This is a genomic window from Thermosinus carboxydivorans Nor1, assembly GCF_000169155.1.
Classification (GTDB): Bacteria; Bacillota; Negativicutes; order Sporomusales; family Thermosinaceae; genus Thermosinus; species Thermosinus carboxydivorans.
This window is the reverse complement of the sequence record NZ_AAWL01000006.1, coordinates 37150-53168: the sequence shown is the minus strand read 5'-3', so window position 1 is coordinate 53168 and position 16019 is coordinate 37150. Positions and strand designations below refer to the sequence as shown.

15 protein-coding genes are annotated in these 16019 nt (G+C 50.3%); 13 read left to right on the top strand and 2 right to left on the bottom strand.

The annotated features are described in order from the left end of the window. Position 1 precedes the first annotated feature (1 nt). The 3 genes from TCARDRAFT_RS06020 to pfkA are packed head-to-tail and all read left to right on the top strand — an operon-like array spanning position 2 to position 5212. Positions 2–1141, top strand: a complete 1140-nt coding sequence (locus TCARDRAFT_RS06020; RefSeq protein WP_007289118.1) for an efflux RND transporter periplasmic adaptor subunit — start codon at positions 2–4, stop codon at positions 1139–1141. Then, complete coding sequence (locus TCARDRAFT_RS06015) at positions 1141–4239, top strand: efflux RND transporter permease subunit (RefSeq protein WP_007289117.1); 3099 nt, start codon at positions 1141–1143, stop codon at positions 4237–4239. Before TCARDRAFT_RS06020 ends, TCARDRAFT_RS06015 begins: the two co-directional genes overlap by 1 nt. Positions 4240–4252: 13 nt before the next feature. After that, positions 4253–5212, top strand: coding sequence for a 6-phosphofructokinase (pfkA, locus tag TCARDRAFT_RS06010; RefSeq protein WP_007289116.1), 960 nt, complete (start codon positions 4253–4255; stop codon positions 5210–5212). Between the two features lie 47 nt (positions 5213–5259). Here the strand turns inward: pfkA and TCARDRAFT_RS06005 are convergent, their stop codons facing one another. Next, positions 5260–5466: a hypothetical protein gene (locus tag TCARDRAFT_RS06005; protein ID WP_007289115.1), complete on the bottom strand. Its 207-nt coding sequence runs from the start codon at positions 5464–5466 to the stop codon at positions 5260–5262. 372 nt (positions 5467–5838) lie between these two features. Between TCARDRAFT_RS06005 and TCARDRAFT_RS06000 the strand changes: the two genes are divergently transcribed. From TCARDRAFT_RS06000 to TCARDRAFT_RS05960, 9 genes are all read left to right on the top strand, one after another. After that, complete coding sequence (locus TCARDRAFT_RS06000; protein WP_232199103.1) at positions 5839–6021, top strand: 4Fe-4S dicluster domain-containing protein; 183 nt, start codon at positions 5839–5841, stop codon at positions 6019–6021. 32 nt (positions 6022–6053) lie between these two features. Next, the gene (gene dsrA, locus TCARDRAFT_RS05995; RefSeq protein ID WP_007289114.1) at positions 6054–7247 is read left to right on the top strand and encodes a dissimilatory-type sulfite reductase subunit alpha; all 1194 of its coding nucleotides are present in this window, start codon (positions 6054–6056) and stop codon (positions 7245–7247) included. Further along, entirely contained in the window at positions 7240–8298 is a 1059-nt protein-coding gene (gene dsrB / locus TCARDRAFT_RS05990) for a dissimilatory-type sulfite reductase subunit beta (protein WP_007289113.1), read from the top strand. The genes dsrA and dsrB overlap by 8 nt, the downstream gene beginning before the upstream one ends. A 27-nt stretch (positions 8299–8325) precedes the next feature. After that, positions 8326–9141: a respiratory nitrate reductase subunit gamma gene (locus tag TCARDRAFT_RS05985; RefSeq protein ID WP_007289112.1), complete on the top strand. Its 816-nt coding sequence runs from the start codon at positions 8326–8328 to the stop codon at positions 9139–9141. 1 nt (position 9142) lies between these two features. Next, the gene (gene dsrK / locus TCARDRAFT_RS05980) at positions 9143–10477 is read left to right on the top strand and encodes a sulfate reduction electron transfer complex DsrMKJOP subunit DsrK (RefSeq protein ID WP_007289111.1); all 1335 of its coding nucleotides are present in this window, start codon (positions 9143–9145) and stop codon (positions 10475–10477) included. Between the two features lie 26 nt (positions 10478–10503). Continuing rightward, positions 10504–10821, top strand: a complete 318-nt coding sequence (locus tag TCARDRAFT_RS05975) for a TusE/DsrC/DsvC family sulfur relay protein (RefSeq protein WP_007289110.1) — start codon at positions 10504–10506, stop codon at positions 10819–10821. Positions 10822–11109: 288 nt separating this feature from the next. After that, a complete protein-coding gene (locus tag TCARDRAFT_RS05970; RefSeq protein WP_007289109.1) occupies positions 11110–12444 on the top strand; it encodes a YeiH family protein in 1335 nt (444 codons plus the stop codon). A 96-nt stretch (positions 12445–12540) separates the two neighbouring features. Beyond that, entirely contained in the window at positions 12541–12885 is a 345-nt protein-coding gene (locus TCARDRAFT_RS05965; RefSeq protein ID WP_007289108.1) for a hypothetical protein, read from the top strand. A gap of 20 nt (positions 12886–12905) precedes the next feature. Continuing rightward, complete coding sequence (locus TCARDRAFT_RS05960) at positions 12906–14333, top strand: cobyrinate a,c-diamide synthase (protein ID WP_007289107.1); 1428 nt, start codon at positions 12906–12908, stop codon at positions 14331–14333. Between the two features lie 29 nt (positions 14334–14362). On the opposite strand, the gene TCARDRAFT_RS05955 is transcribed toward TCARDRAFT_RS05960, so the two are convergent. Beyond that, positions 14363–14641: a CC/Se motif family (seleno)protein gene (locus TCARDRAFT_RS05955; RefSeq protein WP_007289106.1), complete on the bottom strand. Its 279-nt coding sequence runs from the start codon at positions 14639–14641 to the stop codon at positions 14363–14365. 233 nt (positions 14642–14874) lie between these two features. Here TCARDRAFT_RS05955 and TCARDRAFT_RS05950 point away from each other — a divergent pair, with 233 nt between their 5' ends. After that, positions 14875–15921 (top strand): HD-GYP domain-containing protein, encoded by a 1047-nt coding sequence (locus tag TCARDRAFT_RS05950; protein ID WP_232199101.1) that lies wholly within the window; start codon positions 14875–14877, stop codon positions 15919–15921. Positions 15922–16019 lie beyond the last annotated feature (98 nt).

Genomic DNA, 16019 nt, shown 5'->3' with positions numbered 1-16019 from the left:
ATTGGCATCGAGGAAAAAAACTTTATACATTGTAATGGCGATTACGCTTGTTTTGGTCGGTATTATCGGTTACCGCATTTATGCTAATCTCGCTGCCAATAAAGAACGAGCCGGGCGTGTGTCCCAGGGGCGGGTGGTTACGGTCGAAGTGGCCAGTGTCGCGCGTCGGGATATCGTACCGGTTATGAGCTTTTCTGGTAACCTGGAACCAGCGTGGTCGGCGGATATTTCCGCGAAAGTGGACGGCCGCATTGACCGGATGCTGGTTGAGGAGGGCGATTTTGTCAAGGCCGGTCAGATAATCGCTGTGTTGGATACTAATGAGCTGGCGGCACAGGTCATGCAGGCCGAAGGTAATTTACTCGCGGCCCGGGCCGGACTAGAGCAGGCGGAGCTAGACCTTGCCCGCACCGAGGCGCTTTTTAAACAAGGAGCGGTATCGGTGCAGGCTTTGGACACGGCCAGAATAAAACGGGATCTGGCTTTCGGACAGGTTAAAGCGGCGGAGGGCAACCTAGCCCTGCTTACGGCCCGTCTTGACAACGCCAATATTGTGGCGCCGCGGGATGGCATTGTAACCAAGCGATATCTGCAGTCCGGATATTATGTCAAAGCCGGTTCGCCTATCATTAATCTTGCCGATGTGACAAGTTTACTGGCTAAAGCAACCGTTGGCGAGGCGCAGGTGAGCGAATTGGCCGTCGGATTGCCTGTTAAGATAAAAATCAGTGCTCTGGGGGATAAAGAGTTTTCCGGTACAGTTACGCGCATTTCGCCCGCCGCGGCGATGCCCGCACGGACCTTTACGGCCGAAGTTACTATTCCGAATAAAAATGGGGAGATTAAAGCCGGTATGTTTGCTAAAGTCAGCATTCCGGCAAAGGTTAAGAAAAGTGTGCTGGCTGTACCGGAAAGCGCTTTGGTAATGCGGGAAGATCAGAAAACCGTCTATGTCGTAAAAGACAACAATACGGTACAGCAGGTAGTCTTGAAAATAGGTTATGTCGCCGATGGCTGGGCCGAAGTGCTGGAGGGGCTTAAAGAAGGCGACCGTATTGTCGTCAGCGGCCAAAATAAGCTGCGGGACGGTGTATCCATAAAAATAGCCGCCGCCGGCGAAGCCAAGGCAGGTGACCAGTAGTGGGGATTGCTACCTTTATCAAACGCCCGGTCTTTACTACCATGCTGGTTCTCCTGCTTGTAGTATTCGGCCTGAATTCATATCCTTCACTTGGTATTGACCTTTATCCCGATGTCGAGTTCCCCATCGTGAACGTTACCGTTACCTATACAGGTGCTTCACCGGAAGAAATGGAGAGCCTGATTACGAAGCCGATCGAGGATGCCGTCAGCTCGGTTTCCGGCATAAAAACCTTGTCATCGGTTTCGCGGGAAGGCGTCTCGCAAGTGACGCTGGAATTTGAATTTGGCACCAATCCCAAATTAGCTGCCAACGAAGTACGGGAAAAGGTAGCCGGCGTACGTCGCCGCCTGCCGGATCAAATCGACGAGCCGGTAGTGCAGCGGTATGATATTACTGCCCAGCCTATTATTTATTTCAGCCTTTCTTCCGATACGCGCAGTCGCAATGAGATCCGCAAGCTGGCCGTCGATATTGTAAAAGACGAATTGCAGCGCCTGGATGGCGTGGCGGAAGTAAACGTTTACGGTGCTACCGAGCGGGAAATTCTCCTTTATGCTGATCCGAAAAAACTTGAGGCCTATGGCATCACGTTCCAGCAGATTTTGGATATAGTCAACAGCCAGAACCTTAACACGCCTGGCGGCCGGGTAAACGAAAAAGGTACGGAGCTGACGGTAAGAACACTGGGCAAGTTTAAAAATGTTGAAGATATCAAAAACATTATTGTGGCTAATCAAGACGGGCGGCTAATACGGCTTGGCGATGTCGTAAACGTAGTGGACGGCTGGGGCGAAGAGCGGGTCCACGCCCGTACTAATGGGACACCAAGCGTTTTGGTAGCTGTCCAGAAACAGTCAGGAACCAACACGGTGGATGTAGCGGAACGGGCGAAGAAGGCGATGCAGCGTATGCAAAGTACCGTTTTGCCGCCTGATATTAAAGTCACGATAGTCCGCGATAGCTCTACTTATATCCGGGACAGCGTGGAAGATGTCATGGTGTCGCTTTTCTTTGGCGGTCTGCTGGCCGTTATAATTACTTTCCTGTTTCTGCAGAACATCCGCGCGACCATCATCGGGGCCATTGCTATTCCCACATCCGTTATCGCCACCTTCTTCCTCATGAAAGCGATGAACTTCACCCTTAACAATATGTCGCTCATGGGGCTTAGCTTGGCCGTTGGCATCCTGATTGACGATGCCATTGTCGTCATCGAAAACATCTTCCGCCACCTGGAGGAAGGGAAATCGGCCATGCAGGCAGCCCGTGACGGTACGGCGGAAATCGCGTTGGCCGTCTTAGCTACGACCTTCTCTATCCTTGCTGTCTTCGTGCCGGTAGGCAATATGGGGCTGGTCATCGGCCAGTTCTTTAAACAGTTTGGTTTGACCGTTGCTTTTGCCGTAGCTTTTTCGCTGTTTGTCGCCTTTACTTTGACGCCCATGCTTTCCGCCTACTGGCTTAAGGCTAGCCACGGTGAAGCGGGAAAACTCAAGGGCGGTTGGCGTTGGCTGCAGAATATTCTTGATGCCTGGGAGCGCGGCTTTGTCAGCCTGCGCCAGGTTTATCAGGACGTTCTGCGCTGGGCGCTCCAGCGGCCGAAAAAAATCGTAGCCGTCGCCCTGCTGTCCTTGTTCCTCAATGTCCTTTTGCTCCCGTTCTTAGGGGTTGAGTTTCAACCAACCTATGACTCCGGTGAATTTAACATCAATATGGCGGCCCCGGCCGGCACATCCCTGGAAAAGATGCGGGAATTAGTTGGGCCGGTGGAAAAGGAAGTGCTTGCTATACCGGAGCTTGAGGCGGCGTACATGGTTGTTGGTGCCAACCGGCAGGTATATAAATCGTTTATTGGCGTTCGCTTAATCCCCGCAAGTGAACGGTCGCGCTCGATGAACCAGATTATGGATGAACTGCGGGTAAAGTTCCGTGATGTGCCGGGCTTGAAAATTTCCGTAACCAATAACCAGGGGATTGGGCGCGGTGATTCCCGTCCCGTCCAGGTGGCTATCCGCGGTCCCGAACTGGAAGTGCTTAACCACTACGCTTATGAATTGGCTGAACAACTGCGGCAAATCCCCGGTACTGCCGACGTGGATATTTCCAGTGAGCAGCAGGAACCGGAGATTCAGATTCGCTTGGATCCGGCGCGCATGGGCGATGTAGGCATTGACGCTACTGCCGCCGGCAACGTTATTCAAATGGCGTTTTTGGGGCTGACGACCAAGAACCAGTACAACGTGGCCGACAGCGATTATAACATTCGCGTCCAAATGGCGCCGGAAAACCGCCTTAACATTGAAGATGTTGCCAACTTGCGTATTTCCACCAAAACGGGCACTTTTGTGCGGCTTGCGGATATTGCCGATGTCCGTCTGGCATCTGGTCCGACGCAGATTGACCGGGAAGCGCGTCAGCGTCAGGTCATCGTGTACGCCAACACGGTCGGCGTATCAGCCGGCGAAATAATTAATAAAGTTAAAGAAATTGTGCCGACGCTTAATTTGCCGCTTGGCTATTCCTATAAGTTCGTAGGCCAAGCGCAGACTATGCAGGAATCTTTCCAGGAGATTGCTAAAGCGCTGATATTGGCAGTGGTCCTAATTTACATGGTCTTGGCCGCGGAATTTGAAAGTTTTGTCCATCCTTTTACGATAATGCTGTCACTGCCATTTTCATTGATAGGTGCTATCTTGGGACTGCTTGTTTCTGGCAAAACGATTAATATTATGTCTTTAATCGGCGTAATCATGTTAATGGGTTTGGTGACAAAAAACGCGATTTTGCTGGTAGATTATACCAATCAACTTCGCTCGCGCGGAATGGGCATCACCGAAGCCCTGGTGGAAGCTGGCGCAGTACGGCTTAGGCCAATCCTCATGACGACGATGGCGATGATATTTGGCATGTTGCCCGTGGCTCTTGGCATTGGCGCCGGCGCCGAGCTTCGTTCTTCCATGGGTGTCGTGCTCATCGGAGGTCTAATTACCTCTACTTTCTTGACCCTGATAGTTGTTCCTCTTGTCTACTTATTGGTTGACCGTCTCCAAAACTACTTTAAAAAGAAAGAACCGGCAAATGCTGTGCAGGCATAAGGAGATGAGATTAGTGAAACGGTTGGCTGTCCTTACTAGCGGTGGTGACGCTCCCGGCATGAACGCTTGCATCCGGGCTGTTGTTCGCAAAGGTATTTATCACGGGTTTGATGTTTTTGGCGTCGAGCGGGGGTATGAAGGTGTCATTGACGGATTGTTCCGGCCCATGGGGCTAAATTCTGTGGCCGGTATTATCCAGCACGGCGGTACCATGCTTAAAACCGCACGGAGCGAGCGTTTTACAACCGAGGAGGGGTTTGCTGCAGCCATTCGTCAATTGCGGGAATTGGCTGTTGACGCCCTCATCGTTATCGGTGGCGATGGCTCCATGGCTGGTGCTGCGCGCCTTGCCGCAGCCAAAGTTCCTACGGTAGTAATTCCTGCCACCATTGATAACGATATGCCGGGAACGGAATACACCATTGGTTTTGACACGGCGTTAAACACAGTGCTTGAGGCTGTCAACAGAATACGCGACACGGCTGCATCCCACGAACGGGTAGCGGTAGTAGAAGTAATGGGGCGCAGTGCCGGTCATATTGCTTTGATGGCGGGACTGGCCTGCGGCGCCGAAGCAATTTTGTTGCCCGAGCATCCGGCTGATATGGATGATATCTGTAAGGGCCTGAAACAAAGTCATCAGCGCGGTAAATTGTACAGTATCGTTATGGTAGCCGAGGGGGCGGGTAAGGGATTTGATGTTGCTGCTCAAATTGCAGAACGGACAGGTTTCAAGCCGCACGTTACCGTTCTTGGCTACATTCAGCGGGGGGGTAGCCCTTCCGCTTTTGATAATATCATGGGCAGTCGTATGGGGGCGTTGGCCGTAGATACTGTTATTCAGGGCAATGTTAACCGGCTCATCGCATACCAGCAGGGGCAACTCGTCGCCGTGCCTTATGAACAGGCTTTCGCTAATAAACGCGGCATCGATCTGGCGTTGTATGAACTGGCCAGTATTTTAGCAATATGATAAAAACGCCTCCCTTAAAGCACAAACATGCTTTAAGGGAGGCGTTTTTATTCTGGGGATTTATGGTTGTTGAGCAGGACACGCAAATCTTCTTCCAGTTTTCGGTTGTTCGCAGCAATTACGTCCAGCGTAGCTTTAATCATTGACATGAGAGCGCGCAGAAAAGCCTCTTCTTCCGTATTTCGGGCAAGGCGCTCTTCATAAAACTGTCGGTGCAGTTTTCCCAGCTCCTTACGGGTATAACCTAGACCCATGACATCACCGCCTCATAGGTTTGTTTGATTTTGGCTAAAACTTCCACAAGGATGAGCCCTTTTCCTGCCAAAGATAGCGCGATTTTACCGAAATAGGAATGTGCCCAGGCATGCCTTTTTAAAGGTAGCTATAAGGCTTATAAATAATTATTTATAACAGGCAAACCAAATATGATACCCAGTATGAGGCGGAGTATACTTGTCGTTGTCTTAAAATTCTGGTACGCTTATATTGTAACAAATGTCACATACTTGCACAAAAGGACGGAATGGGTGAGCTGCCCGGAATTCACCTTTTCTGTGCCGGATAGGGCTCAAAGGTTCGTACATAGTGGTTTGATGCTATTGTGGGGGAGGTGAAAAGTTGTGTACATGGTAACTATTGACGCCGAAAAATGTGTAGGCTGCAACCAGTGTGCCTCTGCTTGCCCCGCCAAAATTCTGGCGATGGCTGACGGCAAGGCCGAAGTATGCGGCGACTGTGCCGAGTGCCTGGGCTGTCAGACATGCTCCATTTCTTGCCCTGTTGGCGCTGTAACGGTTATGGAGTTTTAAAATGTTTTTTAAATTCTACGGAGGTGAATAGCATGGCAGAATCCAAAACTCCGCTTTTGGATGAGCTGGAAAAAGGCGCTTGGCCTAGTTTTGTTACTGAAATGAAGAAGGCCGCAGCCAAAAAAGAAAACGCGAAAGACTTAATGCAGCAACTTGAAAAGTCCTATAAGGACAAAATCGGTTACTGGAAACACGGCGGTATTGTTGGCGTCAAGGGTTACGGCGGCGGCGTTATCGGCCGTTACTCGGCTCGTCCTGACGAATTCCCCAATGTAGCTGAATTCCATACTCTTCGCGTCAATCAGGTGCCTGGCTTCTTCTACACTACCAAAGCTCTGCGCGATCTTTGCGAAACTTGGGACAAGTATGGCAGCGGTCTTACCAACTTCCATGGTTCTACCGGCGATATCATTCTGCTGGGCACCAGCACGCAAAACTTGCAGCCCTGCTTTGATGAGCTGAGCGAGAAGGGCTGGGACCTGGGCGGTTCCGGCGGCGGCCTTCGTACCCCGAGCGGCTGCGTGGGCATGGCTCGCTGTGAGTTTGCCTGCATTGACAGCATGGATTTTGTCCTGGAAGTAACCCGTCATTTCCAAGATGCACTGCATCGTCCCGCCTGGCCTTATAAGTTTAAAATTAAATGCTCCGCCTGCCCGAACGATTGCGCCGCGGCAACAGCCCGTTCGGACCTCGCCATAATCGGCACTTGGCGCGATACTCTGAAAATTGACCAAGAGGCAGTTCGCGAGTATGTAAATAACGGTTTCAATATTTATGGTCTGGTAATCGGTAAGTGTCCGACCAAAGCGCTGGACTGGGATGCCGAGAAGAAAGAACTCAAGTTCTGCGCTGAAGATTGCGTTCGCTGCATGAACTGTATTAACATGATGCCCAAGGCTATTTCGATCGGTTCGGAGCGCGGTGCAACCGTGCTCATTGGCGGTAAGGCGCCGGTAGTTAAGTCGGCCTTTATTGGCTGGGTTATTGTGCCGTTCATTAAGTGTGAAGCTCCTTACACCGAACTGTTTGACCTCATAGCCAAAATTACCGAATACTTTGATGAACATGCCAAGCCTCGTGAGCGTATTGGCGAACTCATCTATCGTGTAGGCATGGGCAACTTCCTGCGCGCCATCGGTTTGCCGCCCGTACCGCAAATGGTAAGCGCTCCGCGGGCTAACCCGTATATTTTCTGGCAGGATGAGGAGGTTGTTAATCGTGGCTAGAACAGATTTCGGACCGCCCGATTATCGGCAAATGATCCCCCCGGTGATTGCGAGAAACTACGGCAAGTGGAAGTACCACACTATTCCGCAGCCTGGCGTCCTGAAGCATGTTAGTGAATCGGGTGAAGTGCTGTATTCGGTTCGTATTGCTTCGGCGCGTTTGGTCAGCACCGATTTTATTCAAGAGATCTGTGATATTGCCGATAAATACTGTGACGGTTATCTCCGCTTCACCACTCGTCACAATGTCGAATTCCTGGTTTCCGATGAAGCAAAACTGCAGCCGCTGCTGGATGAACTCAAATCCCGCAATTTCCTGGTAGGCGGCACCGGCAATGCCATCAGCAACGTTGTTCATACGCAAGGATGGGTGCACTGCCATACTCCGGCAACTGACGCTTCCGGTATCGTTAAGTCCATGATGGACGAACTTCATGGCTACTTCACGACCATGAAGCTGCCGGCAAGATTGCGTTTGGCCGTAGCGTGCTGCGTGAATATGTGCGGCGCCTGCCACTGCTCGGATATTGCCATTGTGGGCATACATAGAGCGGTGCCGCGTATCAATCATGAGGGTGTTGCCAAGGCTTGCGAAATTCCGTCGGTTATTGCCGCTTGTCCGACTGGCGCTATTCGCCCGAACCCGAAACTTAAGAGCGTTGAAGTCATTAAAGAAAAGTGCATGTACTGCGGCAACTGCTATACCATGTGTCCGTCCATGGAAATTCAGGACCCCGAAAATGACGGCATTTCTATCTGGGTTGGCGGTAAAGTGTCGAATGCCAGAACGGCTCCTAAGTTCTCCCGTCTCGCCATTCCGTACCTGCCTAATAATCCGCCGCGTTGGCCCGAAGTTACCGAAGCGGTTAAACACCTGGTGGAAGTCTGGGCAGCCCATGCGAAACCGGGTGAGCGGATGGGCGAGTGGATTGACCGCATCGGTTGGGAGCGGTTCTTCAAACTTACCGGCCTACCGTTTACCGATAAACATATCGACGACTTCACTTTCTCGCCTACGACCTTCCGTACGACGACGCAGTTCCGTTTTTAACGCCTGGCCACCCGCTGGAGGTGTAAAATGCTGTACTTTATAGGACAGGTACTTCCTTATATTGCGGGTAGTATATTCTTAATAGGCGTGGTTTACCGGGTAATGAGTTGGCTGAAAGCGCCGGTGCCCTTTCAGCTGACTCTCTTCCCGGCGCCGAAGGACGGCGCGGGACGCGTGGCGGCTGTCGCTACCGAAATGGTTTTCTTAAAGAGTCTATACAAAAATGATAAAAGCCTCTGGCTGTGGGTGTGGCTGCTGCATGTGTCCCTTGCGCTGGTGTTAGGAGGCCACGTTGTTGGAATTTATTACCTCATGAACCAGTTCACCTTAATCGGATTGACGCCGCAGGCGAGTCAGGCCCTTTCTTCCGTATTGGGCACAACTGCCGGCATTGTGCTAATGGTCGCATTAATAGTGTTATTCTGGCGTAGGATTTCTGACCCCGAAGTTAAACGCCTTTCCGACCCGGCTGACTATTTTGACGTACTGTTAATCTTGGCGATTGTAATTACCGGCAACCATATGCGACTGCCGAACGTCCATGTCGATTTACCGGCGATCAAAGCCTATATCGGCGGACTGCTGACTCTCCAGCCGACACCGATCCCGGAGAATTTGGTATTCATTACGCATTTTCTCCTTGTAAACATTTTGCTTATCTACTTCCCCTTCTCCAAACTAATGCATGTTGCCGGTTTCTTCGTCAACCGTGCAATGTTGGTTGAAGCGGCGCCTGTTTATCCGACGCCAGCCGGAACACCTGTCCGCTCTTCTTTCGCCAGCAAGCAGACTGGCCTGCCGGGAACTGGCACGGGGCAGTCTACGGTAACCAGGGGGGTGTAGCATGAAAATTCCACTCCATTTGGCAAAAGACAAAGAAGTGCAATCTATCGGCATTACGCCCGTTCCCGAAGCTGAGCAAAAGGCGAAGACATTGGCGCAAATCGAAGAATATCGGCAAATGGCCCGCTCCCTGATGGTCATGTTAGAGACTTGTACGAAGTGCGGGGCTTGCGCCAAACAGTGTCACAGCTATTTGGGAACAGGAGATTTTAACAACATCCCTGCTGCTCGTGCCGACTTGTTCCGCAAAATTTATAAACGGTACTTCACGGTTACCGGCCGGCTGCTGGCGCGGTTTAGCGGTGCGGAAGACTTTGACGCCGAGACACTGGGGAAATGGGTTACTTATTTTTACCAGTGCAATGAATGTCGCCGCTGCGCTGTATTTTGTCCTTTCGGCATTGATACGGCTGAAATTACGATCGCCGCGCGGCACATTCTAACCCAGCTTGGGGTTGTGCCCCGCTTCATGATTGGTATCGCCAATAATATGGCCAAGACGGGCAACAACATGGGCATTCCCAAACCGGCTATTCTCGACTGCTGTGAGTTCATGGAAGACGAGATGCGGGAAGAAACAGGTTTAGAGATTAAAATACCTGTCGATAAACCCAACTCCGATGTGCTCTACGTTCCTTCATCGGCCGATTTCTTTACCAACGTTGATACCATGATTGGCGTTGCCAAGATGTTCCACTATCTTGGCGTCAACTGGACAATTTCTTCGTCCATTCTTGAAGCTGCCAACTTCGGCTTGCTGTTTGATCTCAATACCATGAAGGAGCACAACCAGCGCCTGCGCAGAGCCGCGGCGGAAGTGGGCGCTTCTTTAGTAGTGCAAGGTGAGTGCGGCCACGGCTGGCGTGCAGCGAAGATGTACACCGAAGGGGCGAACGGTCCGGCGCCGTTTAAATTGGTTCACGTTTTGGACTATGCCGCCGAAAACTTGCCGAAGTTTAAACTGAAAAAACTGCCGATGCGGGTAACCCTTCATGATCCCTGCAACTATGCTCGCGCCGGCGATATCATCGAGCAGCCCCGTGCTATTATTCGCGCTTGTGTCACTGAGTTTGTTGAGATGACGCCTAACCGCGAGCGCAACTTCTGCTGCGGCGGCGGTTCCGGCATTCTGATGGATGAAATGATGGAAATCCGGATGAAGCTTGGCAAGAAAAAGGCCGAGCAAGTCAAAGAATTAGGCCATTTGGACTACTTTGCCACCCCGTGCTCCATCTGCAAGGCCCAGTTGCCACTGGTGATGAACCATTACGGCATGGGTGACTTGAAGATGGGCGGTGTCATGGATCTATTAGGCAAAGCACTCATTTTAGAATAACAACCATTAACAGGAGGTAAAAAACCATGGCATTCCTAAACGTTAACGGAAAACAAATCGAAATTGACGAAGACGGTTTCCTTGTAAACCCGGAAGACTGGAACGAAGAGGTTGTCCAGGCTTTCGCCAAATTAGAAGATGTAGCCGAGCTTACCGAAGACCATTGGAAAGTCATCAACTACTTGCGTGACTACTACAAGCAATTCGGTATTGCGCCCATGATTCGCAAACTTTGCAAGGATACCGGCTTTACGCTGAAACAAATCTACGACATGTTCCCCTCCGGGCCGGCGAAAGGCGCCTGTAAGCTAGCCGGTCTCCCCAAACCTACCGGTTGCGTCTGATACCTCGACGGATGCCACCTGTGTAAGATGGCGCAGGTGGTATCTTTCTCCAATCCTTTGTGAAAAGAAACTCTTTCCATAGTGGTCGCCTTCAAGACTATCTTGCCTAAGGCAGCGGCGTGACATATCCAAAAGCATCATATACAGCATAAGCCGCGGCCGGCAAGTTTAGTTCTATAGCTGATTACGACGAAAGGGGGGAAAGCGTCGGGAATAGACCGAAATTTCTTGTTTGCCTGAAAAGGCAGCATAGGTAACGCCTTGTAAATTGCGAAGGAGGTAGTTGGTATGGCTGGTGTTCCGCAAACATCTATTCCGTGGTTTAAGAGAGAAGACACATGGGCTATCTTTATTGCTTTAGGTTTAGTTTTGGCCATCACTCTTGCCTTTTTTGCCGGCTCAATTGGTTTTTTTAAATCCATGGCGGTCGGCTTCCCTGCTTGGAAAGATTTCGGCAAAGCGATAGCCGGTGTAACGAGTAAGTCGGGCGGACTCTTCATTTTGTGGTTATTCTTTCTTATCGCTTTTGGCTTTGCGGCAAGGGTAATGGGGGTAAAGGTTCCCCATTTTGCTGCCGGTTATACGGTACTCTTCCTCTTATCTGTGGGGGTTGTAGTTCTGGGTAACTACAGTCCTACCAAGGACTGGCTGGAGGCTCCCCTTATCGCCTTGGCGTTGGGGCTTGTTGTGGGTAATACGGTAAAGCTTCCGCAGTGGTTTCAGGCGGCCTTAAAGACTGAGTTCTATGTAAAAACAGGCATTATCCTCATGGGAGCTACGTTACCGTTTACTATTATCCTTAAAGCCGGTCCGCTTGCCATGCTGCAAGCTACCATTGTATCGGTCGTTACCTTTGTTTCGATTTTTGTGGCTGCTACCCGCTTGTTCGGACTTGATCCCCGGTTTGCGGCCTGCCTTGGCGCCGGCGGCTCGATTTGCGGCGTGTCTGGCTCGATCGCTATCGGTGGCGCCTGTCGTGCCGAAAAAGAACATGTTTCTGTTGCAATTTCCATGGTCGTTATCTGGGCCGTTGTTATGATCTTCCTGCTGCCGTTATGGTGTAAGGCCCTGGGTATGGAACCCGGTCCCGCCGGCGCCTGGATCGGTACTTCCGAATTTGCCGATGCCGCCGGTTTTGCCGCTGCTGCCGCGATCGGCGACGAGCGGGCGATCAAAACCTTTACGCTGATGAAAGTCGTCGGCCGTGATATGTTTGTCGGTATCTGGGCAATCATCGTTGCTTTCCTCTCGGTAACAGTCTGGGAGAAGAAACCGGCAGCGCAAGCAGAAAGGGTTAACTATGGGGAAGTATGGAACCGTTTCCCGAAATTCGTTATCGGCTTCTTCATTGCTTCGATTTTCACTACGATAGTAGTCGCAGGTCTTGATCCTAAACTGGGAGCCAAGTATTCTTCCGACGCCTTAGGAGCAATTAAGGTACTTCGGAACTGGACCTTTACCTGGACCTTCCTTAGCATCGGCTTCACGACCCGTTTCCGTGAATTAACCTCCTTCGGCTGGAAGCCGCTGCTTGCCTTTGCCATTGGCGTAGCGCTCAACGTTCCGCTTGGTTATTGGCTGTCCAACCATGTCTTTGTTGATTACTGGCTGAGTGTTAAGTAGTTGCCAGGAAAAGGTTAGCTTGTGTAAAAATTAAGCCCGGCAGCCTGTCTGCCGGGCTTAATTTATGGTATACTGATGCCGGGGAGAGTGGGAATTGTGGTGGAAAACTATCGTTCCATGGTGCATCACCTGACGCGTATCACTTTGAAACTGCTGGACGATCCTATTCCGTTTGATCTTGTTCGTAAAGCCGATCCGCCTAGCGCGGAAGATGTTCGTGCTTTTGGCCGGCAACTTAGCAACCGTGCGGAAAGAGTAGCGGCGATGATGGAACTGTTAGCGGCCAAAGGTTTTACCTTTTCGGCCGGCAAAGATTGTATCTACGCCGATTCGAAAGAAGTGGAGGCCCAAGCGGCGAAAAGATACTTGATTGAACACGGTTTTCATGACCAGGAATTCCAAGTTTACTTAGAATATGTCCGTCGATGGGGAATTATGTAACAATAATGGGAGGGGTCGTCATGCCGACCGTTACCGCTGCCAACGTACAACCGAGTAGTCGCGACTGGAATGTTCCACGTGTTGTTATTGGGGCTCCTCATGGACATTCAGGAAAAACTACTATCAGTATTGGCCTGGTCGGGGCGTTACGGCAGAACGGGGTGAATGTTCAACCATTTAAAAAAGGGCCGGATTATATTGACCCTAGTTGGTTGGGTTATGCTGCGGGGCGGCCCTGCCGTAATCTGGATTGTTATTGGATGACGGAGCCACAAATTCAGCAAACGCTTACTCAGGGTTCTACCGGCGCCGACATTGTTATAATTGAAGGGGCGATGGGCCTTTTTGATGGTGTTGATTTGCAAGGGACGGGAAGTACGGCGCAAATTGCCCGTATTACCCAATCACCGGTTATTCTTGTCGTCGACGCTACGCGGATGACGCGCAGTATTGCCCCGTTAGTTCTCGGTTTTATGCATTTTGATCCGGAGGTCAAAATCGGCGGCATCATTCTCAATAAGGTGGCGCGTGCGCGGCATGAGACCATGTTGCGCGCGGTTATCAAGGAATACTGCGGTATTCCTGTATTAGGGGCGATCCCGAAGAATGTGAATAGCTTTTTTCCGGAACGGCATCTAGGTTTGGTGCCGGCTGCCGAACACCAAAAGGTGCAGGAAGCAGTCGGATGTAACATTGCAATTGCCGCCCAATACTTGGATTTATCGGCTATCATGGAATTGGCCAAAACGGCGCCCGCTTTGCCGGCTGTATCGGCTCAGACAAGAACTGCCGTCAGTCCCGTAGTAAAAATTGGGGTAGTTCGTGATCAGGCATTCACCTTCTATTACCCGGAAAACCTCGAAGCTCTTAGCGCGGCCGGTGCGGAACTCGTCTATATTGATAGCATGAAAAACCAGGCGTTGCCTCCTATCGACGGGCTTTATATTGGCGGCGGCTTTCCCGAGGTATTTGGCGAGGCTATTGAGGCCAATTGCGCGCTGCGCAGCTCCATCCGGCGGGCGGCAGAACTAGGCATGCCTATATATGCCGAGTGTGGGGGGTTAATGTACTTGGGGCGCAAAATCTTATGGGATAATCGTGAGTTTGAAATGTGCGGCGTTCTCCCTATTGACGTGGTGATGGAGAAGAAACCGCAAGGGCATGGCTACACCCTCATGACAGTGGAGCGAGACAACCCCTTCTTTATGACCGGAACACAGGTCAAAGGCCATGAGTTTCACCATTCTAAAGTTATCAATATTGGAGACGGCGTCGATTTTGTTTATCGTGTTGAACGTGGTTTTGGCATCAATGGTCAGTGGGACGGCATTCTCTACCGCAACACTTTTGCTGCTTATAATCATATTCATGCCGTAAATAATACTGAGTGGGCGCAGCGGTTTGTGGCCGGTGCGGCGGCATACCGCAAGTGTAGGAAAGCGGGATAATAAAAAGAGGCCGATGCGGCCTCTTTTTATTATGCTAGTCGCCAGCCTTCGATGACCAACCGTTTATATCCGAAAAAACTGGACAAGTCGATAGTCAAAGGGATATCGGGCAGGTCGTCAGGAATATAGACGGTAATGCCGTCAATATTTTTGGTTTTATAGGCGGCTAAATTTGGGGGAGCGCCAAAACGAATAATCGGTGCTTCGCGTAAATGAATACAGCAGTCAATTAACGGCGGTAATTCGAGGTAAATAGCCTGATTGCGGGTTTTGATATATTCAAGTGCCTGCGGTGATATGGTAAGCATAACATCCTCCTTGAGTTATTGAAGTGTATTTCGCCTAGTGAGTTGCTAATTCCTGCTGTTTTATATCACGCTCACGTCACTAATAGTATTCCCTGTCCGATACGCTGACAATTTGTCTTTGTTGTTACCAATAATGGGTTGCTATTTTTTAATAAGGGAATAGCAGGAAATATGACCATCTTGTTGAATTCAAACACATAACGTCGAATGCAGTCTACCTGGTCTTAGCGGGGGTGGCCTTTATTAGGCAGGTCTTGTTAGCAAACGCCAATGACAGTATGGTTTTAGCCAAAGACGTGGTTGACAATAGTGGTAGAGTTTTACTAACGGCCGGAGTTACGCTACGCCCTGAAACGATCGGGTTGCTGCGTAAACACCAGGTTGTATCCATTTGGGTTAAAGATAAATGCGATTCCCGGAACCGAGAAATTACTTCCATTCAAAATTTAACGTGTGAGGCTACGAGGCTAAAACTTATCTATAATGTTCAGAACGCCTTTTCCAACCGTGAAAAATTCTGTGTGTACCTTAACGAACTGCAACAGGTGATCACTCAGGTTGTCTGCGAACTATCCGCGAGAGAGTATGTGCTTATTTATCTTAATGATATAAGAATAAAAAGCGAATATTTATTTATGCATAGTGTTAATGTTGGACTGTTCGCGATTGCCATCGGTATGGCTATGGGACTGGAACAGGAAGAGCTCATCCTATTAGGCATGGGCGGACTGCTCCACGATTACGGCAAAACGCGAGTTCCGCAGCAGATTTTGAATAAAAATGGCCCGCTTAGTTGGGAGGAGTTTTGTCAAGTCAAAGAGCATGCGGCGATTGGGTACAACTTGTTACGGTTGGAGGAACAATTGGATCATCGCGTCATGCTGATGGCTTTGCAGCATCATGAGCGGTGTGACGGCCGTGGCTATCCATGGGGGATAACAGGTAGCGAAATTCATCAGCTGGCAAAAATCGTTGCGGTAGCTGACGTATATGATGCTTTAACTACCGATCGGGTCTACCGGGCGCGGATGGAACCATATCAAGCTGTCGAGATTATAAATCAAGGAATTGGAAGTCAGTTCGATGAAGTTGTTGTGAAAGCTTTTAACCAGGTTGCTGTACCTTACAATATTGGCAATATTGTAACTTTGGACAACGGTTTGCGCGGTGCCGTGATCCGTATTAATACATTGCGGCCTGCTCGGCCGATCGTGTGGACGGAGCAGGGGCCGCTAAACCTTATGCACGAACCGGACGTTAAGATTGTTGCGGTAATTTAAGGCACAGGGGTTGTGCCTTTTCTTTTTTATCATCACAGTCCGAAACTGTAAACATAATGCGTAGTAACTGAATAGTATATAGTGACGACATTTGCAGG

Coding starts and splice junctions, on each gene's coding strand:
- dsrK (WP_007289111.1), top strand. CDS start 9,143: ATGAAAATTCCACTCCATTTGGCAAAAGACAAAGAAGTGCAATCTATC.
- TCARDRAFT_RS05975 (WP_007289110.1), top strand. CDS start 10,504: ATGGCATTCCTAAACGTTAACGGAAAACAAATCGAAATTGACGAAGAC.
- TCARDRAFT_RS05960 (WP_007289107.1), top strand. CDS start 12,906: ATGCCGACCGTTACCGCTGCCAACGTACAACCGAGTAGTCGCGACTGG.
- TCARDRAFT_RS06005 (WP_007289115.1), bottom strand. CDS start 5,466: ATGGGTCTAGGTTATACCCGTAAGGAGCTGGGAAAACTGCACCGACAG.
- TCARDRAFT_RS05970 (WP_007289109.1), top strand. CDS start 11,110: ATGGCTGGTGTTCCGCAAACATCTATTCCGTGGTTTAAGAGAGAAGAC.
- TCARDRAFT_RS05955 (WP_007289106.1), bottom strand. CDS start 14,641: ATGCTTACCATATCACCGCAGGCACTTGAATATATCAAAACCCGCAAT.
- TCARDRAFT_RS05985 (WP_007289112.1), top strand. CDS start 8,326: ATGCTGTACTTTATAGGACAGGTACTTCCTTATATTGCGGGTAGTATA.
- TCARDRAFT_RS06000 (WP_232199103.1), top strand. CDS start 5,839: ATGGTAACTATTGACGCCGAAAAATGTGTAGGCTGCAACCAGTGTGCC.
- dsrA (WP_007289114.1), top strand. CDS start 6,054: ATGGCAGAATCCAAAACTCCGCTTTTGGATGAGCTGGAAAAAGGCGCT.